This is a genomic window from Brevibacillus sp. M2.1A, from assembly GCF_013284355.2.
Classification (GTDB): Bacteria; Bacillota; Bacilli; order Brevibacillales; family Brevibacillaceae; genus Brevibacillus.
In genome coordinates this window covers 1,360,912-1,387,036 of the sequence record NZ_JABSUY020000001.1, presented here as the reverse complement: position 1 = coordinate 1,387,036, position 26,125 = coordinate 1,360,912, and the positions used below count along the sequence as shown (strand labels likewise).

The window sequence follows — 26,125 nt, the reverse complement described above, 5'->3', positions numbered from 1 at the left end:
GGCACTTGTCCTCTTCCTTTTTTTCATGGGGTTAATCTGCAAGAATGTCTGGCTGCTCGACGGTCGACACCCTACAGCTCTGCTCTTCCCGTTCGGATCGCATAGGCGTAGTCTCTGCGTCCGTTTTCCTCTGCTTTTCTGGCTGCCTGCTCGAAATCATACGGAACCAATACATGCTCAACCAACCACGAGCCGCCTTGTTTTTTTATCGTAACGTACTTGGCATGGGGTGTCTTCGATTCCATTGAATGCGGGTACGGCGCTTCCTCAAAATACGCTGGCAGCCCTACGCTCCCCGGATTTACCACGAGCTTGCCATCTGGCAGCCATACGGATTTGGGCACATGTGAGTGTCCGCAAAAAATGACCTGTTGCTGAATGCCAGTAAGCTCGATCATTAAGGAATTTGCGCTTTTGTCTTCGATTCCATATGGAGCGACACTCTCCAATAAGTACACATCATCGGCAAAAGGTGTGCCGTGGCAAAACAAGAGATCATCCAACGTCCACTGCTTTTCGAATGCCCCGATCCAACTAAGCATTTCTTGTGTCAGCAGTGGCTTCACGTATTCGAACGTGATGGACTCCATTTGCTCTTCCAGTAAATATCTGTCACAATTACCCATGATGTGGGTAATAGAAGATCGCTCCATTAAGAGCTCTGCCGTTTTGATCGGATCAAGCGGTCCAAACAACGTATCGCCCAGGTTCACGATGGTTTGAATACCGCGGGAATCAATGTCGTGCAGCACGGCCTCCAATGCATAAGCGTTGCTGTGTATGTCGGAGATCACCGCGATGGAATGGTTGTTTTGGCTCAAGGTCATATACTCCTTTACGAAATTCGAAGCATCTATGCTTATAGTATTACTGCAAAATTATGTACATTTCCTGCCCCATTTAAGTTTTCGCGGCTTACGTGACAGACAGATCAAGAGGATGCCCTTCTATCAAACGAAGAGAGGCATCCTCTTCCTATGCCATTTTGAAAAAATCATGAAAAAAGTTTGAGAGGGGTCCCCTCTCCTCATCGTCTATAGTAGTGAACAGCAAAACGGTTTTGTCCGTTTTGTTTGACAACAATCGAAAAACGTCGAGACGTTTTTCACAAAAAGGAAAGCTGCGCAGCACCTTTTTGCAAGGAGGTAACAAACATGCAGGACGATCGAGAGGTCATTGCGGAGGTTCTTCAAGGAAATAAAGAGGCTTATGCTCTGATCGTCAATAAATACAAGGGAAAAATCGCTTCGATTCTCCAGCGTACGCTCCACCATTCTCATGATGCCGAAGACATGGTGCAGGAGGTTTTTATCAAGGCGTACTACAGTCTGCCAGACTATAAACCCCAGTACTCCTTTTCTGCCTGGCTGTATCGAATCGCAATTAATCGCGGGATTGACGAGCTGCGGAAGCGAAAACGGATGCCTTCCGTAACGGAGATAGATGTCGAGGTCAAAGACGAATGTCCGATCCCGGAGGAAGATTATCTGGAAAAAGAACAGAGTCATTCTTTGCGACAGCAGATGATGACACTGGACAAAAACCACAGGATGCTTCTCGATTTACATTATCTCCAGCACCTAAGCTACCGAGAGATCGGCAACAAACTATCTTTGTCCGTAGATACTGTCAGAATGCGCCTCTCCTATGCCAGGAAAAAGCTGCGAGACCAGCTAAGCAAGCCGGAGAAAAAAGGGGGTACCCCGCTTTGAACTGCCTTACGCAAAGACAGCTGATCGCCTACATGGAAGATCGTTTATCACCAGTGAACAAACAAAATATCGAAAGTCATCTCGATCATTGCACACACTGCCAGCACCGGCTGGAGCAATGGATCGATGAGCTGCACCAAACAGAAGAAACGATATGGGAAGATTCTCTCTCAGCAAATATGGATCAAAAAATTATTCAGATGCTCTCGCCTCATCCCGTGAGAGTATTGAACCCTGCTACCCCTTCACACCAACCACCTGCGTGGAAAAAAAGGAGTATCACGATCATGAAAAGAATGACAATTGCCGCCGCTGCATTAACCATCATCGTAACGGGAGGAATGCTCGTCTCCCCGACCTTTGCCAGTTATGTCCATGCTGCTTTTACGAACAGCCCAATAGGCAAGGCTGATCCTGTAGCACCTGTAAGCAATAGCTTTTTGCAAGAATTAGCGGACAAAGGAATTGCTCAAGCAGCCAAGAATGGATTCGCGCAGTCCGTTGATGTTAGCACGACCGATCAAGGCCTCACTTTTGCCGTGCATGAAGTGATGGCTGACCCGCTGCGGATTAGCATAGCAGCTTCTTTAAAAGACAAGAACGGAAAGGCATTAGACAGCTTTATGTCGGAAATGGTGAGTAGATCTACCAAAGAGCCACTTATCATCATCAAAGACAAACAAGGAAACATCCTTACACCCTCTAAGGAAAAAAATGCTCAATACCCCAATAAACAATGGGATCATTCCATGTTTGTCGATAATGGTGTTATGATCTTGGATCGCGAGCTACGAAGCTATTTTGATGATCTAAACAAGGTGCCTGACGAGCTGATCGTAGAGTTTAACATCAAGCAACTGGACAGCATCAAGGGGAACTGGAAGCTGTCCGTACCAGTCGATATGAAAAAAGCAAAAGCAGCAATGAAGACCCATGAAATTAACAAAGCCTACACGACCCCGCAAGGACTCAAGCTGAACGTCAAACAAATTACGTTTGCGCCAAGCGGAGTGGAGATGGTCATTGATCGAGCCCTTGCTGCTAACGAGAATAACGCATACAGCTATGAGCTTGTGGACGACAAGGGCAAAGCGGTCGCTGCTTGGGATTCGACTGCGGTTATTCATGAAGCCAACAAAAGAAGTAATGTGACCAGGGATGTGAAATGGGAGCATACCCAATCCACCGAAAGTGGAGCAAGAGACTTCCATTACTTCTATCCCATTGACGAAAGCCAAAATCTCACCTTCAAGCTTGGATCTGTTTATACAGAGGAAGCGGCTGCTTTAAACGCGAAATTGGACACCAATCGCCTCGAGAAGAAAGAAGTCATCACAGCGGAAGACCAGGGAGATCAGTTTACTTTCAAAAAAGATCAAAAGGATCCAAACGCGGTTGTTGATTTTGAAGGCTATGACGGCCATTACCGCGTGAACGACGATGGAACTACCACGAAATTGGAAGGCTACCACCTGGCATTCGAGGCAACTCTCGCTCCAGATGCTGCCGCTATGGGTCCTTACCAATACTGGACCATTACAGACGAGACCGGGAAAAAGTACGAAGACATCCAGTACTTAATCGATAAGACTGAGTTTGAAAATGATCGGGCGATTTTTGGAGGTAAGGTTTTCTTAGAAAACCTCACAACCCTGCCAAAGCAATTGATCATTTCATCCGAGAAACGAATGGTTGAACACAAAAATGTAGAGTGGGAAGTACCAATTTACTCCGGAAAATAAGGGCTTTTCATATGCAAAAGGCTGGTGGTACACATCGTACCGCCAGCCTCTTTTTCACGCGATATATTCCTGCTGCAAAATTCCCATGTGGACAATATCATGCCATTTCCCCTCTCGAAACAAAAACTGCCGCGAGATTCCCTCTTGCTTGAATCCGAGCCTCTCATACAGCTTGATCGCCCTTTCGTTAAAAGAAAAAACACGCAGCGATACCCGATGCAGATTCATTTCCAAGAATGCATAATCCAGCAGCAGCTTCAGCGCTTCTCGTCCATACCCTTTTCCCCAATACTCTTTCTCCCCAATATCGATGATGCACTCCGCATTGCGGTTTTTCAGGTCGATCTGGATGAGAGAGGTAATCCCGATCGGTTGATGGGTTTGGCTGTCTACGATCATATAGCTCTTCGAGGAGCTTGCATGCAGAATGACCTGGTTCACAAAACCGTTCGTATCTTCCCACGTGTAGACGTCCATTGACGGATTCGTTGTCCGCATGACTTCTTCGTCATTTCTCCACCTGTGGTAGACGTCCACGTCCTCCCCCGTCATTTTTCTCAAATAAATTCTCTCTGTTTGAAACATCATTCGAACCCCTCCTTATTGAGTCGGTCCCAGCATCGCTCTCAATGAAAACAACAATGCTTCCATCTGCTCGGGCACCTTCGTTTTGGCTGGGCCCAAATGCGCGGTATCCAGCATCAATCCATCGATAACCGAGATGAAATAGCGAGCGATCACCTCAGGTGGTAGCTGTGGCTTAAACTCACCTGTCGCTGTCCCATGCGCGAAGAAAGCTGTCAACACGTCGACCATTTTTTCATAGCGAGTCGTGATATATGGATAGCTCTGTTGCTTCTGCTGATCCTTCAGTGACAGGAAAAACTCTGAGTTGGCTTTGGACAGTGTTTGATCGATTTTCTCGATCTCGCCTTGTTGCTTGTTCACCCATTTGGTGATTTGCTGCCAAGACCTTTCACCAGAAACAGGCGCGAAAAATTGTGCATCCTGTTGATCCTTGAATTGCAGCAGCTCCAAATATAGGTGCTCCAGGTTATCAAAGTAGGCGTACAAGGCTCCTCGTGATACGCCAGCCTCGTCCATGACGTCTTGCATGGTGGCCCGTGTGTAGCCTTTTGTGATGAACACACGTTTTGCCGCTTGCAGCAGTTCGATTTTCTTTTTGGTTTTGTATTCGTCGCTTACTTTTGGGGCCATGGGGTTTGAGGCTGCCTCCTTTGAACAAAATGTACATTGATGTCGTTTTTGTTGGTGAGATCATTATAAACGACATTCATGTCGTTTTTCAATCCCTTACGATTTCCCCACAATTTTCACCCCACCTTTCTACGGAAGTAGCCGCAATGTCCAATCAATGAAAAAAACATGGCATATTCTGTGTTAGATTGTCATGAAAGGATGGGGGCATTCTTGAAAAGAAAAAAATCGAAAAGGCTCAAAAAAGTCTTGGGACGCTTGGTACAATATGGACCTTATCTGGAGCGTCGCAGAGACCTAAGTAATCATCTTAGAGATGAATGTAATGATTTGAATCCGAATAATCCGAGCGGGGCTTTTTGTTGTTACCATTGCAGTAGATGTGCCATATATGGTAATCGGTTTGGTGACTATGACTGTAACTATTGTAATTCCGCAGAATGTAGGGGCGGGTGAATGGCGTTCCTCTGTATAGAAAACGCGAAAAAGCACCCTGCTTCACCATTAACAGTGATGCAGGGTGCAAAATAGCAACTCTCGCTATTGTGTCCGATCCGGTATGACAAAGGAAACCGTTGTTCCTTCTCCCGGATTGCTCGTGATGCGCAAGCCCTTCCCGTACATTTGCGTCAGTCTCCGATTCGTATTGGACACTCCGATTCCGCCTCTTTCCTTCTTAGACAAATCGAGAATTTGCCTTACAGTCTCCTCCTCCATTCCTATACCATCATCCTTCACCTCAAAAAGAGTGGCATTCTTTTGCCGGACGATGCGGATATGGAGAGTTCCCCCTTCTATTCGGGTAAGAAGACCATGGTTGATTGCATTCTCCACCAACGGCTGAATGGTCAGTGGCGGGATCAACAAATCGATATGAGGCTCAACCTCCCACACGACCTGTAACCGCTCGCCAAATCGTTCCTTTTCAATGTAAAGATAGGCTTGGACGAGCTCCAGCTCATGGGAGAGTGCAACTTGTTTTCCTGTATTCAAAAAGTCAAAGCTGATATGCAAGAAGGCGGTAAACGCATCTCCGAGTTTACGCATCTTCTCCGTATCAATGTCACTCAACGCCATAATCGAGCTAAGTGTGTTGAACAAGAAGTGCGGGTGAATCTGCGCCTGCAAGTAGGCAGCCTCCATACGAAGTCGTTCATCGACGGTTTGCTTGAGTGTCGTCAACGACCAGACGCGATATTTCAGCTCCATGCCATCTACTGGTTTGCAAACATAGTCATTCGCACCAGACAAATACCCGGTGTATACATCCTCAGACTGGCTGCGCGCCGTTAAGAGCAAGATCGGAAGCTCTGAAACAGAGAAATGCTCTCTAACCCTTTGCGTCAGCTCATAGCCCGACATATGCGGCATCATGACATCGATGATAAGCAAATCCCACTGCTCTGTAAAAAGCAGATCGAGCGCCTCTCTTGGCGATGTACACGTAGTGATTTGATAATGCGAGGATGAGAGCATTCGATCCAGCACCCTTAAGTTAACCGGGTCGTCATCGATTGCTAATATATTCGCCCTTCTTTCTACAAATGCATGTGCAGCCGTTTGCTGAAAAGCCAAGATATCTGGCGCTTCACTATGCCTCATCTGGTTGATAGCCGTCACTTGATTGCTCTTATCTATCTGCTCCGCATATTGGCTCTCTGTTGCTTTCATCTCATCTGTACTAACCACGGGCAGCCAGAAGCTAAATACCGAACCTTTGCCCGGTTCAGAGTCGACTCTCAGCTCGCTATCATGCAGCTCGACCAGCTGTGTACAAATAGCAAGACCGAGGCCGATTCCTCCACCACCGTTCGTTGCTTGAGCTCCCTGCTCATACGGCAAAAATATACGTGCCTTGGTCTGTTCATCCATCCCGATTCCTGTATCGGATACATAGATCGCCACCTGTCCGTCTACGTTCTCAGCAGAAACGACGACAGATCCTTCTTCCGTGAACTTCAGTGCGTTGTGAACAAGATTGAATAGAATCTGGACTATCCGCTTCTCATCTGCCAAGATTGGCGGGATGGACTCTGGTATGTCCATTTTCAGTTGAACAGGCTTGCCTTCTACCATGTAAGTAAGCATGCCGATGATTCCAGAAACAACTGATTGAATATGCAATGGCTTCTTCTGCAACACGATATGCTTGTCCTGCAAACGCACGACATCTAGCAAATCATCCAGTAAATGCGACATTCTGCGACTGATCGTGATTAAGAGCTCCATATCCTGCGTGCTCCGACCACCCATGACATGCTTTTCATTGTTGACGACAGTCTGGGCGATGTTCATGATACCGTGCAATGGCGTTCTCAGTTCATGCGAGGTATGGGCAAGAAACTGGTCTTTGAGCTTGTCCGCTTCCTTCAATTGCTCCGTTAGCTTTACTTTTTCCTCTGCATTGCGAAAGAATCGCTTGAACCAATAGGCAGAGAAGCTGACAAGAGCAGCAATCAGGTCGAGCGGATAAAACACGTACTTGATATCGATGATTTGATATTCCATGATTGCGGACCATATGACATTGGAAAAAATACTCGTTGCAGCAATGAGCCAGAATACAGCATCATGCTTGTTTTGGATGAGCATGCGGCTGATTCTGAAAATAAACAATAGCAACGGGCCGAAATAAATAATGACTAAAAATGGCGTTCCGGCTAATATATACACCCATTGTGCCGTTCCCAGCACGATGACTGCCGAATAAAGACTGAGCACGGAAAAATACGCCCTAAACGGCCTAGAGTTTTCTTTCTCCCCCTGATCAGATAGACTTCTCACCAATAAAATCATCAGCAAAGGCTGCCATATGTAGGCGAGCACTTCTACCTTGATCGACCATGTATAATCGATCGGGATCCAAAGTAACAGTAGATTGTCATAATCCGACACAACTTTTATCCCCACGCAGGAAAGCAACAGCAAAAACACGAGAAACTCTTTGTAGCGGGCATTCAACACATACAGGATGCCGGCATACAAGCCATGAAGCAACAAGATGAGGAAGGTTGCCATCTGGAAGCCGATAGAATACCAACGTTCGGTGTCAATAGCTGCCTGCGACCCGAAGTAAATCGATCTGATGATGCCCCCTTCGATTGGATTATGGTAGTTGGCCGTTCGGACAAGCACTTCAATGACCTTTGCATCACCTGCATTGTATGTAACCGTGAAGGATGCCTTCTGCGGCGTGTACGCTTCCGCTGTTGTCGCAGGCACTCCAACTCTGGCTAAGATCTCTCCGTTAACGTCTACGGTAGAAGATGCCTCCACTTGCGGAACCCATAAGGTGTATGGCTGATTTAGTGGTTGATCGACCAAGATCCGTAAACGGTATGTTCCATAGCCATACGGTGACGGAGAGTCCCTGGAAAAAGCGCTGCTCCAATCGCCAGGCACTTGAACATATTGCCGCTCGTCATTGGATGATTGTTTGAATTCTTCATGCGTGACGAACGAATTAGGGAAAAACTCCCATTCCCCATCCAGTGAAATGGACGGGGAATTTTCGAAGTCCCACCCGCGCATATCAAGAACCCCTTGAACTACAGGCGGATGCTCTGGAAACGTATGAAACGAAAACCAGAACATCCGAAGCCCTAGTAGAAATGCTAAAAACAAGAGAAGAATCAAAAGATACTTACTTATGAGTGCTTTTGAATGACTCCGATTATGGTTGCTTCGCTTTATCATAGTATGCATCTTTCGACACACTTCGGATTATCCCTTGTCAAATTACAGTTCCACAGTCCTATTTTTACTCACACAAACTGCCTACTATCGTTATTCCGCCCAAACCGATAAATGGCGATCAAGGCAAAAACTATAGCGAATGCGAGCAAAATAGCTATGTGCAAATACAAGCTCCCCAGACTGTACCCTTGTTGCAGCTTATTCACCGTATCGAGCAACCAATGCTGGGGCAAGAATGTTGAAATTTTGCGCACGGTGTCCGGCATGATTTCCATTGGAAAGAAGCAGCCGGCCAGTAGGCATGTCGGTACAATGATCAGGTTGGAAATCGCTCCAGCACCTGCTCTACTCTTCGCGAAGGCAACGGTCATCAGCGAAAGGGCGATTGCTCCCAGCGCAAACACGAACAACGGCAGAATCATTTGACCATACGAGACGCCTGCATCTATGCCGAAGACGTTTTTCATGACGAGCAAGGTGACAATGATTTGCAGCAGCAAAATAAACATGCTGACGATAATATTCGAGAATACATAGGATCTAGCCGACATCGGCGAAGAAAGGAGTCGCAAAAAGGTGCGATTCTCTTTTTCTTTTAAAATGATCTCCGACATGTTCACAGCCGAAAACATCATGAACATAATGAGAAATCCAATCGATTGATTCGTCATGCGCGTCACGTTCGATGTGTCTTGAAGCATTGCCGTATTTAGCTTGTAGCGTTGCTCATGGTATGCCGTATACAGCTTTGTGAACTTTGCCTCATCCGCCTGTGCCGCTTTTCCAATCACGGCAAGATTGCCGATATAACTGTGCAGCATGGCCTTCACGTAGGCAGTAACCTGTTCACCTTTTACGGATACAATATTCAAGTGTGCCGGCGCCCCTTTCCGAACACTGGCAGCATACCCTGCCTCGAAAACAATTCCGCTATCCAGCTCACCGGAAACGATTTGTTCACGCATCGTTTGTTCGTCAATGACTGTGACTTTGATAGATTCCAATTTCTCGATAAACCGGATCGTGTCCTGCGTGATCACCTGGTCCCCATCCTGATTGATAATTCCTACATGAATCGTGCCGCTGCCTGCATTGCTGTAGAGGGTAAGAGACAGCAGAACCCCAACGATCGGCAAACCTAAATAGGTGAACCAGCTTTTTTTACTGCGAAAAGTCTCCATCAGGGTTTTCCTAATTAGCCATAGCATTTCACTCATACGAAAGCACCCTCCCGTCTGCGCATCGTGATAACAGAAATGATGATGAACGCCGTGGCGATGCTCACGTTCATCGCAATCGCAAACCATGCGCCTCTTGGATTGTCTGTGTAGATGATTTGCAGCAGTCCTGTATTTGCCCAGTGAAGGGGAGAGAATTTGGCCAAGAGGCTGAAGAAACCTGCCGATTGATCAACGGGAAAATAGGCACCGCCTACAAAGGAGGCGACTTGCGTAAAAATATTGTTGATTGCCCTTACTCCTTCCCCTTTGAAAAGAAAGCTGATCCCCAGGCCCAGGCTGACCGCAAGCAGCACCTCTGTCAAAAGCACGAGGATCACCATTCCGTAGTGGTTGCCCCAATCTGCTTGGAACACGAACTTGCTGACTAGGAACACGACGAGTACGAAAAATAAATTGACGAACGTACTGCCGATAATTTTGCCGGTAAAAATGACACCTTTGCTGACAGGCGCTGCCATTAACCGTGTGGACGTTTTGTTCGTCCGCTCCTTGGTGAACAAATAACTCGCAGAATACATCGAGTAGAGCCCAATCATGGTCGTCATCGCAATCGCGTAATAATCGATTGCCCCCGGTTTTTTATTTGGATTCAAGGTCGTTTCATGAATAAAATCATCACGATGTCCGATACCCTTGACTATTGCCGAAGCAGATTCGGGATCTACCTGATAAGCTGCGGATGCGAGCGAGTACCGATCTGCAAAAACGGTTAGCATCCCCGCAAGGATATTGCTTCCTATCGCATTCTTGCTGCTTCCATAAAACTCAATCCCCGTATCACTGACGACTGCGTACCCCGTATAGCGATCCGAACGAACTTCCTCCTGCCCGTTCATGCCTGAACTCTCTTGAGCGACCTCCACTCCTTTATCACCCAATGCTTTGGTAAACGCGTTCCACGCCGTAGACATTTGCGCATTCGTCCCGTTGCTTTTATACAACAAGCGCATGTCTCCTACGGTCCTCGTATCGTCGAAGGCATTGGAAAGGGCGGAACCTAATATCAGCATCAGGATGATGGGAAGCGCTAGCATAAACATAAACGTTCTCTTTTCGCGAAGGCTGGACTTGATTTCTTTTACAGCGATATTCCATATGTTCATGGCAAAGCCCCTCCTCTAGTCTCGCAAGTTTCGACCGGTTAAGGTCAAGAACACAGTCTCCAGATTCGGCGCTTGCTCTTCAACGGAGCGGATTTCTACCTGATCCTTGATGAATTGTTGAATGATCCGGTTCAGGTTGTTGATCTCCGTTTTCGATACGATTTTGATCGTATTCTCTTCTTGAAGCACCGCATTTACACCGGGAATCGCCTTAATACCTTCGAGGTTTAACGGTTCATCCGCTCTGACGCCAATCCAAATTTCCTTTGCATCAGTAATAATCGATTTTAGCTCCTCCTTCGATCCTTCCGCGATGACTTTTCCATGGTCGACGATGGCAATGCGAGTGCAGATTTCTTCGACTTCCTCCATGTAATGGCTCGTATAAATGATCGTGCAGCCCATGTCGTTTAGCTTGCGTACCGAATTCAAAATATAATTGCGTGAATGAGGGTCAATCCCGACTGTAGGTTCGTCCATGATGATCAGCTTCGGCCGATGAGCAATGGCGCAAGCGATGTTTAACCGACGCTTCATCCCGCCAGAGAAGTTTTTGGGAAAGCTAGTAGCTTTGTCACCGAGACCTACGAATTCAAGCGCCTCTTCCGTCCGTTCGCGTAGCAGTGATCCACGAAGTCCGTACAAGCCAGCAAAAAACCTCACGTTTTCATAGGCAGTCATATCCTCGTAGATGGCGATATCTTGTGGCACGATACCGATGTTCATTTTGGCGAATTTGCTGTGTTTCTCAATGTTTTTTCCCAGCAGAATAATCTCGCCCTTTGTTGCGCGCAACAGGGAGGCGATCATGTTGATGGTCGTGCTCTTTCCCGCTCCGTTGGCCCCCAAAAAACCAAAGATTTCTCCTTCCCGAACATTCAGAGACATATTGTCGACGGCGACGAAATCACCGAATTTTTTCGTTAACTGACGAATTTCCAATACATGACTCACGCAACTCACTCCCTTCGTGGTTATGTCTGCATTGTAATAAAAAAGGATGCCCCTATGTCAGTGCATAAGTTCATCCTCGACACATGAGAATTCTCATGTTGTTTCTTATGATTTTTTTCATTCGTTGCGATAAGGCAGCAGAGTGGTCACGCTAAAGCCTCGCGTACCGTCTACGATCACTGTTCCACCAGCGGAAGCGGCTCTCTCCTCCATCCCGAGAATGCCAAGCCCTTTTACAACCTTTTCTGCACCGGCCCCATTGTCTGTGACCACTGCTTTAATGAATGTATTCAGTACCCGCACCTCTAGGGAAATCACTGTTGCCTTCGCATATTTGAGTGCATTCGTGACCGCTTCCGTTGCGTTTTGCTGGATGATTTTCCACTGAATCGGTGTAATGACGTCGATGTCCCCATCAAAAGTAAGCGTGGCTGTCACTGTCTCTCTCGCAGATAGCTCATCGACAAACAACCGGAGTCGATTGATTCCTAACTCCTCTGGCCGTGGCTTCACATCCTTGAGTGTCACTCTGATTCGCTCCAGCCCTTCCTTCGATATTGCAATCGCATTACGAAGTAGCTCGGATGCCTTGTCCTGATCAGTCGCCATCAGCAGTCGCGACGCTTCCATCTGAATGAGCGCACCTGCCACCGCATGCCCCACATCGTCGTGAATTTGTTGAGAAAGGCGATTGCGTTCCTCCAGTTGAATCGTATAGGTCGACTGGCGGAAGTATTCGCTGCTCTCATTCAAGGAGCGGGTCAAGCTTTGTAAATCCGCTCTCATCTTCTCTCGTTCTGCCTCTAATCTGCGAAGCTTGTCAGTTAGCATGCTGCCACACCTATACAGCAAAAAGCTAAGAAAGGCCGTTAGTAAATACATGGGTATCCATTCAGGCAAAACAATGAACAAAGGCAACAGTATACAGCCAAATACGACCACTCTCTGTTTACTTGCCAAGAATACGAGCTCCAAAATGTGGACAGGCAAGAGCAACACAAATAACGGGTCCAACATAAGAGTACTTGCTACCACGAACACGATAGATAGCCCCATAAATAATTGCTTATGATTCCTCTTTTTCACAATGAGAATAGTGAGATTACTAGCCAAATACAACAAATACACAAGAATTTGACACGGGTCAATTTCAGAAGTGGGATGAGCCAGAAAAGAAGTCACGATGATAAACCCAAGCACCGCTGCCTTATTCGCCATTGTCCATAACTCCATCGGTATTGACCTCCTTTCAGTCAGACATGTTCGTTTCGCCCGTCAAATAATAGATGGCGATCTGCGTGCGGTGTTCAAGCGCTGTTTTATTCAAGATGGAAGTAATGTAATTCGCAACGGTTCCTTCGGAAATAAACAGCTTCTTGGCGATTTCTTTGTTCGATAGCCCTTTGGCAATCTGCTTCATGACATCGAGCTCCCGTTCCGTAAATAAGCTTTGGTCGATTTTGCTTTCGGTAGGGATGGCTGCTGTCGCTTTGGGAGGAGCGGTAGTGGACATGGTATCCGTCGCGTTTATCCCTGCATTCAGGTTCATTTTGATTTTATCCAGGACGACATCCTGCAGGACATGATGGTTGTTATAGACACTCTTAATGGCATCTCGGATGCGGTTGGGATCATTGTTTTTCAATAAATAACCGCGTGCCCCCGCTTGAATGGCTTCGAGAACAAATTCGTCATCGTCGAACGTCGTCAAAATGAGTGGTCTGACTGTAGTTTCTGTAGTCAGCACACGAGTCGCTTCCACTCCATTCATATTCGGCATCCGAACGTCCAAAAGAGCGACGTCTACCTCGTGTTGTTTGCAAAACGTCACCGCCTCGACCCCATCCTCCACAATCCCGACTACTTCAAACTCCGCAAAGCTCGTCAGGATGATTTTCATGCCTTCCCGTATAAACGAATTGTCGTCTGCGATCAACACTTTGATTTTCAAAGCAGCTTGCCTCCCGTCAAACAAACCCTCGACCGCATAAAGAGCGGACGTTTATTTTTTCCCAATATTACCACTGTCCTGCTTTGCTTCACAATTGTAGAATATCGCCCCAATTGTTCTTACTTTCCGGTCACACATGGAAAAATTAACACTTCGAAAATATATAGACACGAATCATATGTGTCAGTATGATAAATTACCTAAGCCCTCTAACCAACCTATCGGGGCCAATTTTTTGAATGGAATACTCTATGGAGGGGAATTTGTGGAAACAGCACAACTGAATAAAACATCTTGGAACACCGGGGCTTATCAAGCGTGGCTGAAACGCTTTGGAACACCTGCTGAGGCAGCGGTCAAAATTAAAGAAGACCCCCAAAAACGAATCGGCAAAGTATATGAGCACATGGGAGATATTCGCGGCAAAAAGATTATCAATTTACTCGGTTCTAATGGAAACAAAGCCGTTGCGCTCGCCTTGCTAGGTGCCGACGTGACCATCGCCGATTTCTCGTATGAGAATGAACAATACGCCAAAGAACTGGCTGCAGCTGCCGATGTTGACCTGACTTACATCGTATCGGATGTATTGCAGCTCCCTCCAGATGTATTGTCTGGTGAGTATGATCTCGTTTTTATGGAATTCGGTATTCTTCATTACTTTTTGGACTTAACCGAATTATTCCAGGTGGTCAACTCGCTCCTGCGAAAAGGCGGCGCGCTCGTCCTCCAAGATTTCCATCCGGTATCCACAAAACTCATCTCCTCACGTGGAACGACTGCGAATATTCGCAAACATAAAGTAACAGGCGATTATTTCGACACCTCGCTTGAGGAAAAGGAAATTGCTTTCTCCAAATTTCTCTCGAACGGTACAAATGTCGCTGAATCAAAAGTATTGTTACGCAATTGGACCTTAGGCGAAATTGTTACGTCCATTGCAAACAAAGGGCTGTGCCTAAAAATGCTGGAAGAGCTCCCGAATCTCTCCTCGGAAGTTTTTGACAAAGGAATCCCGAAGACCTTCACAATTATCGCCGAGAAATTATAATGAACGTTTGCCATCATCTTATTACATTCCTAATACCGAAAAGGGGAGGATTTCCCTCCTCTTTTTCTTTCATACCCTTATAGACTGACGGTCAGTCATATGGTAATCTGTATCCAACCACTTACTGACAATCGAAGGAGGCGCCGATGAAAAGAATCGTGAAAGACCCCACAACACGGCGAGCAGAGATATTGGAAGCGGCCGGGGAGCTATTTCGAAATCAGGGTTATGTCCATACAACCGTGGATGCGATCATTCAAAAGGTTGGCGTAGCGAAAGGAACCTTTTATTACTACTTCAAATCGAAGGAAGAAATCCTTGAAGCATTTGTCCAGTCCATGGTCGATACGCTTTGCGAAGAATATAAAAAAATCGCAGATGACTCTACCTTGCCTGTCATGGAGAAGGTTCGCCAGATGCTGCGCAGCCAAAGCCACCCTATCGACAAGCAAGCCGAATGGATGGAAAGCTTGCATCGCCCTGAAAACAGAGAGCTTCACGAGCGTCTGAACATCGCCATTATCTTAAAAATTGCTCCTGTCCTTGCGCAAGTCATTGAACAAGGAAATAAAAAAGCTGTCTTTCATGTTGAGAATGCCTTGGAAACCGTTCAGTTTCTCCTCGCTGGCTCGCAATTTTTGTTGGAATCAGGCATTTTTCATTGGGAGCAAGAAGAGCAGACAAAACGTCTACAAGCCATGCAGGTGATTATTGAACGGTCACTAGGAGCTGCGCCGGGGTCCTTCTCGTTTCTGTAATGGATGAAAAGGAGGAAAGACAATGAACGCTCATGATAAAGCCTTTCGCAGATTTCTGATCATTTGGTCAGGGCAGCTGCTTTCCGCCATCGGTAGTGGACTTACCGCTTTTGTCTTGGGTGTCTTTGTTTTTCAACAGACCCAATCTACCATGAGCTATTCGTTCATCATTCTCTTCTCTTTTCTCCCCTCCTTCCTTTTACTCCCCTTTAGCGGGGTGTTTGCAGACAGGTTTGACCGCAAGAAAATGATGGTCATTGGCGATCTCGGTTCCATAGCTGGTATCTTGTTCATCTTGCTTGTCATGCTGTCCGGGCGCATGGAATTATGGCACATCTATTTGGGGGTCTGCATCAGCTCGATCTCTGCCGCTATTCTAAACCCAGCCTATAAAGCAGCCGTCTCCGATCTGGTTTCGGAAGAGATGTACTCACAGGCAAGCGGACTCATCCAACTGGCAAGTTCAGCTCAATATCTTATTTCCCCACTGATTGCAGGATTTCTTCTCAGTGCTTTTGATATCCAGCTCGTCTTACTCATCGATATGATGACCTTCCTTTTAGCCGTCGGCGCCGTGCTGATGATTATGAAACACGATGCCACTCCCCAGACACATGAAAGACAAAGCTTTTTTCGCGAAATGTCTGAAGCCTTCCGCTATCTCCTTTCAAAGAAAGGCGTTTTCTCGTTCGTTCTGTTAATGTCCGTCGTGTGCTTTTACATCGGGTTGCTGCAATCGCTTTTTGGGCCTATGATGCTGACATTCACTGATTCCAAGACATTTGGTATCGCCCTCTCTGTATCTGCATCAGGTATGCTCGTCAGCAGCCTTTTGATCGGACTGTTCAGTATGGGAAAAAGCAAAGTGTTCATGCTGTCCTTCTCTCTCGTACTTGCTGGCTTGTTTTATGCCCTGATGGGTGTGTTTACTTCCGTTTGGCTGATTATGGTTTTTGGCTTCCTCTTTTTCATCACGCTTCCCTTTGTGAACACCAGCCTCGAGGTACTCATTCGAACGAATGTCGAGAATGAACGGCAAGGCAGAGTGTGGTCGATGATCACGGCTATTTCACAAATCGGGTTCGTACTGGCATTTGGATCGGCGGGATTTTTGGCGGATCATGTATTTAAGCTACTAGGAATCGTAATTGGACGCGTAAGAAAGATACGGGATTTGGAAGGAATGACACGGAAAGGTAACTATTCGCACAAATAAAATATTTTCTCAAAATCTATGCAACTTATTCATATATTCCTCCGTCTTGAATGTCGAGTTCATGAAACTTACACCTAGAAGGAGGAAGATTCAAATGAAAAAAGCAATATCTACTTCGTTGGTTGCTATTCTACTCGCAACTAGTGTACCTGCTGCTCTGGCGGCTGACCTGGAAAGCAAAGGAAAAGGTAATGGCAAGCCCGAAGTAAAGGCAGAAGCAAAAGATAAATCGAAAGAAACTTCTGTCAAAGAATCTGATACCGATACTGATAGCGACGATGAGAACTCAACTGAAGCTAGCACAGAATCCAACATCAAAGACGTAAAATTGAAAAAAGAGCTGATCGAGCTTCGCCAAGAGCTCAAGCATGCAGCGGAAATCACGGAAGATCAAAAAGCGAAATACGAGCAGCTGGTATCTGAACTGGAAAAAACCGCTGACAAACATGGAGCTTTGGAAGTACAGCTTGAGCTTCTTCAGCGCACGTACCAAAAAGGAGATCACACACCATTCAAAAAGCTTGGAGAACTCCTTGAGAATACTGGCTCGACAGAAGTGAAAGCATTCGTAGATGGACAACAGGTAAAAGCTGACGTGGCACCGTTTGTAAAAGGTGGAAGAGCGTTGGTGCCTGTACGTGCTATCAGTTCCGCATTGAAAGCGGAAGTGAACTGGAAGCCAGAGACTCGTAGCGTAGAAATTACGCGTGGCGAAAAATCCATCACGCTGTACCTCGATAAAAAAGAAGCAACTGTTGATGGGAAAACCATTTCTCTGGACACTGCACCTGTACTGAAAAATGGACGTGTATTCCTGCCTCTGCGCTTCATCAGTGAACAACTGAACGCGAAAGTAGAATGGCAAGAAGAAGGCAAAATCGTCATCATCGACGACCTTCAAGCCGCTAACGAATCCGAGCAGGATAAAGACTCCACCGATACATCTGCAAAGTAATACAGGCTACAAGCCCTCACATATTTGAGGGCTTTTTACCATTAGGTCTACCTTTGCTCGTAAATAAAAAAGATAGCGGATCTCATTCGCTCCTTTCAGCTATGAAATCCGCTATTTTTTATTTTTACCAACACTTTTGCTATGCTCCAAACCGCTGGCGGTACCCGCATCTTCTACATAATTCCTCGACAGCTTCCCTGCGAGAAAATCCTTCTACCAGATTATTGGCCCGCTCGCCATCCACAATATCGGTGAAAGAGTTCTGATTGATATTCCCTAGATTAATAACCCCTTCCCCATCGAGACAACAAGGCACAACGGTTCCATTTTCGAGGATCGCCGCTTGCGTGCGCAATCCATGGCAAAAGCCTTTTCCATCATCTTCAGGCGCTGTCAAACTCGGCCACTGGAATTCGTAATCTTGGTTCAAATAAACGCGGTCATCGATTTTTACCCCGCTGCCCGGCACTACTTTCTCTTCGATCCGATAGTCCAGCCCAAATTCTTTCTCAATGATTTCGAGAGTCTGGCGGTTTCTACTCTTTTGAATGTTCGTGGCGTTATCCTGTGTCAAATTCCACAGACGGAAAGAAAAAATTACTTGATGCTCCCGAGCTTCCCGAACAAATGAAAGAATCTCGCGCAAATAACCTTCACGGTTGGTTGAGCCGATATGCCCGTCAAAGCTGTGAAGCGAGAAGTTCATTTGTCGGAGAGCAGGCTTGCCCAGCAATTTATGCCGATTTTTCGCGATCAGCGTTCCATTTGTGGTGATATTGACCTTGAAGCCTTTCTCATGGCTGATATCAAGCAGCTCATCAATTTTGGGGTGGAGAAGCGGTTCTCCTTTGACGTGCAAATAAATGTAATCCGTGTGCGGTTTGATCTCATCCAGCCTTTTCGCAAAGTCTTCTACTTTAATAAAACTTTTACCGCGTTCCGTTGGCGGACAAAAGGTACAGGCGAGATTGCAAACGCTGGTGATTTCTATATAGACTTTCTTAAAGGTTTTCAAGATGTTTTCCCCATTCCCGATGCCTATGATTGATCATACCCATCATAGTAACATAGGAGGGCTTTTACAGGTAACGGTGTATTCTGGTGGTTTAAACGAAATCTCGCGTCACTCGATCCTTATTACACGCCTTATATAGACATCAAGGTCTGCGTCATAGTATCCGATTTTTTCATCCACTTGCTTCCGTAAGGGGCAAATTCATCCCCTACCTTTTTCATAGTCCTCTTTCAGCATTCCGTATATCTCTACATCCACAATCCCTTTGCCCGACCATAGCGTTGCTTGTCTAAGTGTTCCTTCCTTCATGAAGCCATTCTTCAACAATACTTTTTTCGAGGTCTCATTCGGAGGCATCACTTCCGCCTGTATTCTGTTGACGTTGACATCCATGAACAAAAAATGGAGCAATATGTTTACCGCTTCTGTCGCAATCCCTTTTCCCCAATGCGCTTCGGACAAGAAGTAGCCAATCGTCACCATGCTTACCTTTTGCTGAAAGTCGAAAGCTTCGATAATGCCAAGCAAGTGATCTGGGTTATCATTGGCGAATATCCCCCATTTGATCCTGGATTTTTTCAAATAGTCTCTCTCAAAATGCCCGATCATGTTTTTCACTGTCGCTTTATTATGCTTGGGGATAATCCCGCAGTATGCAAATACATGGTCATTGCTGTAGATTTCAAATACTTCTTCCAAATGCTGCTCTTCGATTTTCTTCAAGGTGAACCGATCTGAACTTAGAATGGGAAATTGGTTAAAAAGTACGTCAACGTTCATGATTTCAGCTCCATCTTTTGATATTCTCTAACTTCTTATTTTTTCCAACATGCCCCTTTTTCCTCCTTATCCACCTAATAGAAACAGGTATGGAAGCTTGCCTCCATACCCGCATCATTCATTTCAAGAATAGTAGATAGACAGCCATAACCCCTGAATCTGCAAGGATATGACTGATGATCGAACCCATCAGTGAGTTGCTCTTGTCTCGCATATATCCCCAAATCATTCCCGCCAAAAAAACCGGAAAAATCATCGCAATATTATACGGCCAGCTAAACAAAGGAATGATGGAGAGGAAATGATACAAGCTGTAAAACAATGACGTCAGCAAAATCATGGTTCGCTTTGTCCGCTTTCCTTCCAGCTTTTTAAATAAATATCCTCTCCAGTAGATTTCCTCAAGAAACGGATTGATCACTAGCAAAACAAGGATGAGCCAAACGACAAGATTGCCTGAGAAATCCCATTGTACCAATAAATTTTGCAGATCATCCTTATCAAACAAAAAGCTGTGAAAGAAATATCCCGCAACAATCATGGTGAGAAAGAAAAGAAATCCAGTCAAAATGCCGTGATATATATTGGGGCGGTTGATTCCCAATCCCATTAGCCTGAATGTGTCCCGCCATGTATTTCTTTTCAAAACGATCATGTCCACAAACGGAACCGCAAACAGCCATCCGTAAAATAACAGAAACGTTATTGGCACGCTACTCATGACTTGTAAACCCAAAAAGATCATGATTGTTGGCCCTAGAAATAACAGTACATGCTTCATCGTATCCCCACCAAATCATGGCTTGTTTTTACTAACAAGATTGTAGCCGGGAACACAAAAAGCGAGTAGTACCAACTTCGCGTAGTACCCAAAAAAACGAGGGCATGGATCACTCCAGCCCTCGTCTTATTTCTACCCACTCACTCATCTAAATGAGCATCCCGGCAATCGCTGCGCTCAACAGATTCGCCAAGGTTGCCGCAACTACTGCACGCAAGCCCATCTCCGCAAGGTCTGATCTTCTTGACGGAGCAAATCCGCCCAAGCCGCCAATGACCATAGCCAGCGCAGCCAGATTGGCAAAGCCGCAAAGGGCGAAGCTGATGATCACAACACTTTTTTGCGACAAATGCGCAATCTCAGGGGCAAAAGCCGTGTATGCCACAAATTCGTTGAGAATAATTTTTTGCCCGATGAAAGAACCGGCTTTTAGCGCTTCCTCCCATGGAACCCCGATCATAAAAGCAATCGGCGCGAACAGGTAGCCTAAAATGTGCTCGAGCGTCAACGCTTGTATTCCCACTAACCCGCCAAGCCAGCCAATAATCGAGTTCAGCAAGAAAATCAACGAGATAAACGCGAGCAACAGCGCCCCGACACCAGCAGCTACCTTTAGCCCGTCCGAAGCTCCTCGAGCAGCCGCGTCAATGACGTTTCTGGATTCCGTATCCTTCATCACTTCTACGTGTGCTACCTTCTGTTGCTGTTCTGTTTCTGGCATGATAATTTTCGCGAGCAACAGACCACCCGGCGCTCCCATGAATGCTGCCGCCAGCAAATATTCAATCGGCACACCAAGCATCGCATACCCACCGATCACCGAACCCGAAACGCACGCCAGTCCACCTGTCATTACAGCGAACAGTTCAGACTTAGTCATTTTCTCAATATAAGGTTTTACGACAAGTGGCGCCTCAATCGGACCCAAGAAAATATTTGCAGAGGCTGACATGGATTCGGTTTCGCTCGTTTTGAGCACCCGAGACAAAAATCCACCAATAATTTTCGTAGCCCACTGCATAATTCCGAGATAATACAGGACCGAAATCAAGGAAGAGAAAAAGATAATAATCGGCAATACTTGCAGCGCAAACGTAAAGCCTGCATTCTGTGCACCGAGTATCCCGCCAAACAAGAACTGAATTCCCGCATTCGTCGAATCAATGATGCTTTGAACAATCGACGCCAAGTACTCCAGAAGCTTTTTCCCAAAATCCCATTTCAGTACGACCAAAGCAAAAATAAACTGAATGGCAAACGCGCCAATGACCGTTCTCGGTTGAATCGCTCTGCGATTTTTCGAAAACGCAATGGCTATAATAAAAATTCCCAGGATGCCGAGAACTCCCCAAATATATTGCATGAACATACCCTTTCTGTATCGCCAGCTGTGTCGATTTCTAAGATGACTTGCTTTGTTTTAAATCGCTTTTTTCGCTAATTCTGTCATGTAATCAAAGAATGCATCACGGTCTACGTCGTAAACCACATGTACCGGGCGTCCGTCAGTCGTCTCAACGGTTCGACCTTGGCTAGCACCTTCTGTAATGACGATGCTGTTAACCGTTTGCACCTTTACAAGATCACTATTGCCAACAAATGCTGTGGTTAATACATCCCACAGGTAGTAAGTCGAGTTGGTCGAGAAGTGTACAAGAGGCGGCACCATTGCGTAGCATTGACCCAAGAAATCGATACCGATATGCTTGCGCTCCTTTGCCCAGCGATCACGAACATCCAGCGTCAGTGGGACTTGGTTCGTGCTCTCCAGTGCGACCAAATCAATCTCGATTCCACTTTCCCATACACGAGCAGCCGCTTCCGGGTCCCAGAATACGTTCCACTCTGCGGTTCCATCGTGCTCAGGCTCGTGCACGTTGCCTTCTTCACGGAATGTTCCGCCCATCCACACCAAGCGTTCTACTTTTTCTTCGATGGTTGGATCGACATCCAATGCACGCGCAAGGTCAGTCAAAGGACCGGTAAACAGCAAGGTCGTTTTTCCTTCCGTTGCACGCAGCGTTTCAATCATGTGAAGATGTGCAGGCTTGTCAGCTACTGGCGTGATCACTTGTCCCGATTCATTGAGCAAGGGCAATGCATCTACATAAAATGCATGCATGCGCCAGTCTTTGGGAAAAGGATTTTTCCCGCGGGAATTGGACTCTGCTACATCCAAACCGCCGTTACCGAAACGATCAATGATTTTCCGGCTGGCAAACATCGCTGGTTCCAAGTAGCAATCCGCTGGAATGACGGATACCCCCGTCAGATTCACATTGTCCATTTGGAGCAGCAAAAATAAAGAAATTAAATCATCAACGCCGCCATCATGGTTAAAGTAAATGTTTTTCTTCATCATTATGATCTCCAATCTCATACATGAACTTGTAAGAAAGTACACTGAAACCACTATTATTTGGAACCCTTCAAAAAATAATACTAAAGTTTCACTAAAAAATATATAATCACAATGAAAAACGCAATCACTAGACGAAAAAAGAGGCTATCCTTCAGGACGGCCTCTGCATCTATTATTTGTTTAACAGATGGAAAACTTGCTCAACGTCTTTATCACCTCGTCCTGAAAGGTTAACAATCAGGATCTGCTCCGGTGAAAGAGTGGGTGCCAACTGCAAAGCATAGGCAATGGCATGAGCGCTTTCCAAGGCGGGAATGATTCCTTCTGTTCTCGATAGTTCTTGAAAAGCCGCCAACACTTCTTCATTCGTCACCGTATAGTATTCCGCTCGTCCACTGACTTTTAGCTGGCTATGCTCTGGGCCAATGCCAGGATAATCCAAACCAGCAGCAATCGAATACGTTTTTTGAGGTTCCCCATTTTCATCTAGTAGCACCAAACATTTAAAACCATGAAGGACGGCTGGAACCCCTTTGGTCAAGGTAGGTGCCTGATCAGGCTCCACACCAATCAGACGAACAGATGGTTCCTCTATATAATGGGCAAAAGCTCCAATCGCGTTACTGCCACCGCCAACAGCGGCGATAACCGCATCCGGCAAACGACATTCTTTTTCCAAAATTTGTCGTTTTGATTCTTCACTGATAATCGATTGGAAATACTTTACCATCGTAGGGAACGGATGCGGACCAACCGCAGATCCCAATAGATAGAACGTGTTCTGATAGTTTTGTACCAAATCATTTAGCGCTTCATCAACTGCATCCTTCAATCTTCCCTGCCCTTTGGACACCGCTACCACTTTTGCCCCTAAAAGCTCCATTCGAAATACATTCAGGGCCTGTCTTTTCGTATCCTCCTCGCCCATATAGATCACGCATTCCATGCCAAACATCGCGCAAACAGTCGCGGTAGCAACTCCATGCTGACCTGCACCCGTCTCGGCAATAATACGCTGTGCACCCATTCGCTTTGCCAGAAGGATTTGACCGATGACATTATTGATCTTGTGCGCCCCAGTATGGTTTAAATCTTCTCGTTTTAGATAAATTTTGGCACCGCCGAGTTTTGCCGTTAAATGACGAGCAAACGTCAGCGGATTCTCACGCCCTATATATTCTTTCAGATAATACTTGTACTCTTCGACGAATTCCTCATCATCTTTATACTTTTCAAATTGCTCAGCTAAATAGTCCAATACTTCCTGCAATTGTGGAGGGACAAAGCTTCCTCCAAACTCACCGAAATATCCCTTTTTTGTCTGTTCTGTCAACGACATGCTCATCTCTCCTCAGCTATAACTAGTCCTCAATCCTTCCTTGCATTTTATAAGATCCAAAGAGCGTGTGTCAATTTAGTTTTACGATTATTCAGAATTCATTATTCCGTTGTTAATTTTTACAAAACCATCATTTTAGCTTCATATTTTCCCAATATAGATCGGGTAGTCTAACACAAGTGGTTCATAACGTCGTTTTTTCATTCGGAGGGATATGATGAAGATTCACTTTCAAAAGAAAAGCTTGCTGATCGCAACAATCACGGCTATCTCCTTGATCGGAACACAAGGAGCAGGTGCAACGCAAAATGTAACGGAAGCACCTGTTGTAGCCGAAATTCACGAATGGAAAAATCCTCCTGCGCTCGCTGAAGGGATTAAAGAAGGTGGTTTCTCCGGTTTGGTGCATCTCCCTAACGATCCTCCTTCTATCTTTTATACATTGGCTGACCGTGGACCAAATGGTCAATATGGCAAGGACGAGCTGCGTACGTTCCCTGACCAAAACTACACACCACGCATGTACAAAATCAAAGTAGAGAACGGAAACATTCATGTTTTGGAAACAATCAAACTGCATTTGCCACAGGGCAAGATCAACGCTTTTTCAAAAACTGCCTATATCAGTGGATTGCCAAACCTCGCTGGCCCTGATGAAGTTCCCTACGATGTAACGGGGACAAAAAAGATTAGTTACGATCCAGACGGTTTGGATTTGGAAGGCATCGCTTACAGCCCGGTCGACGATACTTTTTGGTTATCCGACGAATACCGCCCATCCATCATTCAAGTAAAGCGTGACGGCACAATCCTGGGCCGCTATGTACCAAAGGGCACGAAAGAAGCCTTGGTTGCCGCAGGTGCAAAAATGGAGATTTTTGATACACTGCCAGCCGTCTATTCCAAACGCATTGCAAACCGTGGCTTCGAAGGTATCACCATCTCGCCAGACGGCAAGTTCTTGTATACTTCGATCCAAAGTCCGATGGCACTCCCTGATAAAAAGACAGGCGAAGCTTCCCGTAATCTGCGCATTTTAAAGATGGATCTCGCCACCAAAAAAGTCGTAGGCGAGTACATGTACATTGCAGAGAACGCAAAAGATTTCGTGAAAGTGAAACAAAAAGACGTCGTTATCAGCGACTTGGCAGCACTCAGCCAGGATGTGTTACTGATTGACGAGCGAGACAAAAATGCCGGTGCAGACGCACAGCTTAAGCGAATTTACAGAGCAGATTTTTCGAAAGCAACCAATTTACTCGGTACGCCAACAAGTGAGCATGACTTCGAAAAACTCACCGTTGCCCAAGTGAAAGAAAAAGGAATTGTACCTGTTTCCAAGGAATTGCTGGTTGATGTAGCCAAGCTGAACTATCCTCATGAAAAGCTGGAAGGACTAGCGATTGTGGATAAAAATACGATCGCCATTGTGAATGACAATGACTTCGGCGTTGAGGGCTATGACGAGAAGGGTAAGATTAAAATTAATAGCAATCCTACGCAAATGTATGTGATTAAAGTGGGTAAGGATTTGAAATAAGAAGGAAAAGAAGAAGTCCTGCACTTTCAGAAAGTGGCAGGGCTTCTTCGTTCCAAATAACTATAACGACGCCCAGGTGTTTTCAAGCCACTGATCAAAATCAGCACCTTTTTCTCCCTCGTACGTATCATAGATATCGCTTCTCATTTTTTGCAGTTTCTCTTTGAATTCCTCGAAGGTATGACCTTTTGGCAAGCTTTTCTTAATTCTTACCAAGGCTTTCGTTGCTCCTTTGATCAAGTCGCCTTTTTTCTGAGCAGGTAATCGAACACCTTCCCCAAATGCTTTCAGTTTTTGAAAAGCAGTCTCTTGCACTTTGTACACCGTATCGTTTTCCATGATTCGCGTCAGTAATTTCATTGTTTCTTCATGCTTCCACTGACCCAATTCTTCAACAGCCTCCAAGCGCTCTCTCCAATTCGATGTACGATTGGCAGCCTTCTTTAATTCCTCAAAGTTTAGAGGAAGCTCGTTTTTCATTACAGGTTTATTCAATCAAATCTATCTCCTTCTGACTATCATCCTTCTATTATGGCATTACGTCACATGAATAACACCCCCTGCTTACATATAAATTGCTCGAAAAACTAGATCTGCTCCCGGCTCGATCACCTATGTATTCGCATCTTTGTGGACAGTAGCTTCGTGGGCGTAACCATAGATGGTTCCGTACAGGAGATGATTCAGGTACTTCTACTAGCGTCGGAACAG

Annotated in this window: 23 protein-coding genes; 7 read left to right on the top strand and 16 right to left on the bottom strand. The window is 45.8% G+C overall.

Translation table 11 applies throughout. The features are described 5' to 3' along the window. Positions 1-71: 71 nt before the first annotated feature. Positions 72-827 carry a metallophosphoesterase family protein gene (locus HP567_RS06775; RefSeq protein WP_173610560.1) on the bottom strand — a complete coding sequence of 252 codons (756 nt, stop codon included), beginning with the start codon at positions 825-827 and terminating at the stop codon, positions 72-74. Positions 828-1,154: 327 nt separating this feature from the next. On the opposite strand from HP567_RS06775, the gene HP567_RS06770 reads away from it, so the two are divergent. Both HP567_RS06770 and HP567_RS06765 read left to right on the top strand, forming a co-directional pair. Further along, positions 1,155-1,712, top strand: a complete 558-nt coding sequence (locus HP567_RS06770; protein ID WP_173610561.1) for an RNA polymerase sigma factor — start codon at positions 1,155-1,157, stop codon at positions 1,710-1,712. Next, positions 1,709-3,454: a DUF4179 domain-containing protein gene (locus HP567_RS06765; protein WP_173610562.1), complete on the top strand. Its 1,746-nt coding sequence runs from the start codon at positions 1,709-1,711 to the stop codon at positions 3,452-3,454. The genes HP567_RS06770 and HP567_RS06765 overlap by 4 nt, the downstream gene beginning before the upstream one ends. Before the next feature lie 54 nt (positions 3,455-3,508). On the opposite strand, the gene HP567_RS06760 is transcribed toward HP567_RS06765, so the two are convergent. From HP567_RS06760 to HP567_RS06725, 8 genes are all read right to left on the bottom strand, one after another. Further along, positions 3,509-4,042, bottom strand: a complete 534-nt coding sequence (locus HP567_RS06760) for a GNAT family N-acetyltransferase (protein ID WP_173610563.1) — start codon at positions 4,040-4,042, stop codon at positions 3,509-3,511. A gap of 12 nt (positions 4,043-4,054) precedes the next feature. Beyond that, on the bottom strand, positions 4,055-4,672 hold the full coding sequence (locus HP567_RS06755; RefSeq protein ID WP_173610564.1) for a TetR/AcrR family transcriptional regulator: 618 nt from the start codon (positions 4,670-4,672) through the stop codon (positions 4,055-4,057). Positions 4,673-5,212: 540 nt separating this feature from the next. Further along, a complete protein-coding gene (locus HP567_RS06750) occupies positions 5,213-8,377 on the bottom strand; it encodes a hybrid sensor histidine kinase/response regulator (protein ID WP_173610565.1) in 3,165 nt (1,054 codons plus the stop codon). Positions 8,378-8,436: 59 nt separating this feature from the next. Then, entirely contained in the window at positions 8,437-9,585 is a 1,149-nt protein-coding gene (locus tag HP567_RS06745; protein ID WP_173610566.1) for an ABC transporter permease, read from the bottom strand. Next, positions 9,582-10,712: an ABC transporter permease gene (locus tag HP567_RS06740; protein WP_173610567.1), complete on the bottom strand. Its 1,131-nt coding sequence runs from the start codon at positions 10,710-10,712 to the stop codon at positions 9,582-9,584. The genes HP567_RS06745 and HP567_RS06740 overlap by 4 nt, the downstream gene beginning before the upstream one ends. A gap of 15 nt (positions 10,713-10,727) precedes the next feature. Continuing rightward, the gene (locus tag HP567_RS06735; protein WP_173610568.1) at positions 10,728-11,666 is read right to left on the bottom strand and encodes an ABC transporter ATP-binding protein; all 939 of its coding nucleotides are present in this window, start codon (positions 11,664-11,666) and stop codon (positions 10,728-10,730) included. A gap of 117 nt (positions 11,667-11,783) precedes the next feature. Then, on the bottom strand, positions 11,784-12,899 hold the full coding sequence (locus HP567_RS06730; RefSeq protein ID WP_173610569.1) for a sensor histidine kinase: 1,116 nt from the start codon (positions 12,897-12,899) through the stop codon (positions 11,784-11,786). A 16-nt stretch (positions 12,900-12,915) separates the two neighbouring features. Further along, a complete protein-coding gene (locus tag HP567_RS06725) occupies positions 12,916-13,617 on the bottom strand; it encodes a response regulator transcription factor (protein WP_173610570.1) in 702 nt (233 codons plus the stop codon). 265 nt (positions 13,618-13,882) lie between these two features. Here HP567_RS06725 and HP567_RS06720 point away from each other — a divergent pair, with 265 nt between their 5' ends. The 4 genes from HP567_RS06720 to HP567_RS06705 all read left to right on the top strand — a co-directional run bounded on the left by HP567_RS06720 (position 13,883) and on the right by HP567_RS06705 (position 17,597). Then, positions 13,883-14,668, top strand: a complete 786-nt coding sequence (locus HP567_RS06720; protein WP_173610571.1) for a class I SAM-dependent methyltransferase — start codon at positions 13,883-13,885, stop codon at positions 14,666-14,668. A gap of 146 nt (positions 14,669-14,814) precedes the next feature. After that, the gene (locus tag HP567_RS06715) at positions 14,815-15,426 is read left to right on the top strand and encodes a TetR/AcrR family transcriptional regulator (RefSeq protein ID WP_173610572.1); all 612 of its coding nucleotides are present in this window, start codon (positions 14,815-14,817) and stop codon (positions 15,424-15,426) included. A gap of 22 nt (positions 15,427-15,448) precedes the next feature. After that, positions 15,449-16,642 carry an MFS transporter gene (locus tag HP567_RS06710; RefSeq protein ID WP_173610573.1) on the top strand — a complete coding sequence of 398 codons (1,194 nt, stop codon included), beginning with the start codon at positions 15,449-15,451 and terminating at the stop codon, positions 16,640-16,642. Positions 16,643-16,736: 94 nt separating this feature from the next. Then, positions 16,737-17,597, top strand: a complete 861-nt coding sequence (locus HP567_RS06705) for a copper amine oxidase N-terminal domain-containing protein (protein ID WP_173610574.1) — start codon at positions 16,737-16,739, stop codon at positions 17,595-17,597. Between the two features lie 139 nt (positions 17,598-17,736). Here HP567_RS06705 and HP567_RS06700 read toward each other — a convergent pair whose 3' ends face one another. The 6 genes from HP567_RS06700 to trpB all read right to left on the bottom strand — a co-directional run bounded on the left by HP567_RS06700 (position 17,737) and on the right by trpB (position 23,874). Next, positions 17,737-18,612: a radical SAM/SPASM domain-containing protein gene (locus tag HP567_RS06700; protein ID WP_173610575.1), complete on the bottom strand. Its 876-nt coding sequence runs from the start codon at positions 18,610-18,612 to the stop codon at positions 17,737-17,739. A 201-nt stretch (positions 18,613-18,813) separates the two neighbouring features. After that, on the bottom strand, positions 18,814-19,392 hold the full coding sequence (locus HP567_RS06695) for a GNAT family N-acetyltransferase (protein ID WP_173610576.1): 579 nt from the start codon (positions 19,390-19,392) through the stop codon (positions 18,814-18,816). Between the two features lie 118 nt (positions 19,393-19,510). Next, positions 19,511-20,173: a CPBP family intramembrane glutamic endopeptidase gene (locus HP567_RS06690; protein WP_173610577.1), complete on the bottom strand. Its 663-nt coding sequence runs from the start codon at positions 20,171-20,173 to the stop codon at positions 19,511-19,513. A 148-nt stretch (positions 20,174-20,321) separates the two neighbouring features. Continuing rightward, positions 20,322-21,536, bottom strand: a complete 1,215-nt coding sequence (locus HP567_RS06685; RefSeq protein ID WP_173610578.1) for a NupC/NupG family nucleoside CNT transporter — start codon at positions 21,534-21,536, stop codon at positions 20,322-20,324. Positions 21,537-21,593: 57 nt separating this feature from the next. Beyond that, positions 21,594-22,532 carry a nucleoside hydrolase gene (locus HP567_RS06680; RefSeq protein WP_173610750.1) on the bottom strand — a complete coding sequence of 313 codons (939 nt, stop codon included), beginning with the start codon at positions 22,530-22,532 and terminating at the stop codon, positions 21,594-21,596. Between the two features lie 175 nt (positions 22,533-22,707). Further along, positions 22,708-23,874: a tryptophan synthase subunit beta gene (gene trpB / locus HP567_RS06675; protein ID WP_173610579.1), complete on the bottom strand. Its 1,167-nt coding sequence runs from the start codon at positions 23,872-23,874 to the stop codon at positions 22,708-22,710. Positions 23,875-24,088: 214 nt separating this feature from the next. Between trpB and HP567_RS06670 the strand changes: the two genes are divergently transcribed. Next, the gene (locus tag HP567_RS06670; protein ID WP_229087944.1) at positions 24,089-25,414 is read left to right on the top strand and encodes an esterase-like activity of phytase family protein; all 1,326 of its coding nucleotides are present in this window, start codon (positions 24,089-24,091) and stop codon (positions 25,412-25,414) included. Positions 25,415-25,474: 60 nt separating this feature from the next. Here HP567_RS06670 and HP567_RS06665 read toward each other — a convergent pair whose 3' ends face one another. Next, positions 25,475-25,894, bottom strand: coding sequence for a HEAT repeat domain-containing protein (locus HP567_RS06665; protein WP_370646690.1), 420 nt, complete (start codon positions 25,892-25,894; stop codon positions 25,475-25,477). Between the last annotated feature and the right edge of the window lie 231 nt (positions 25,895-26,125).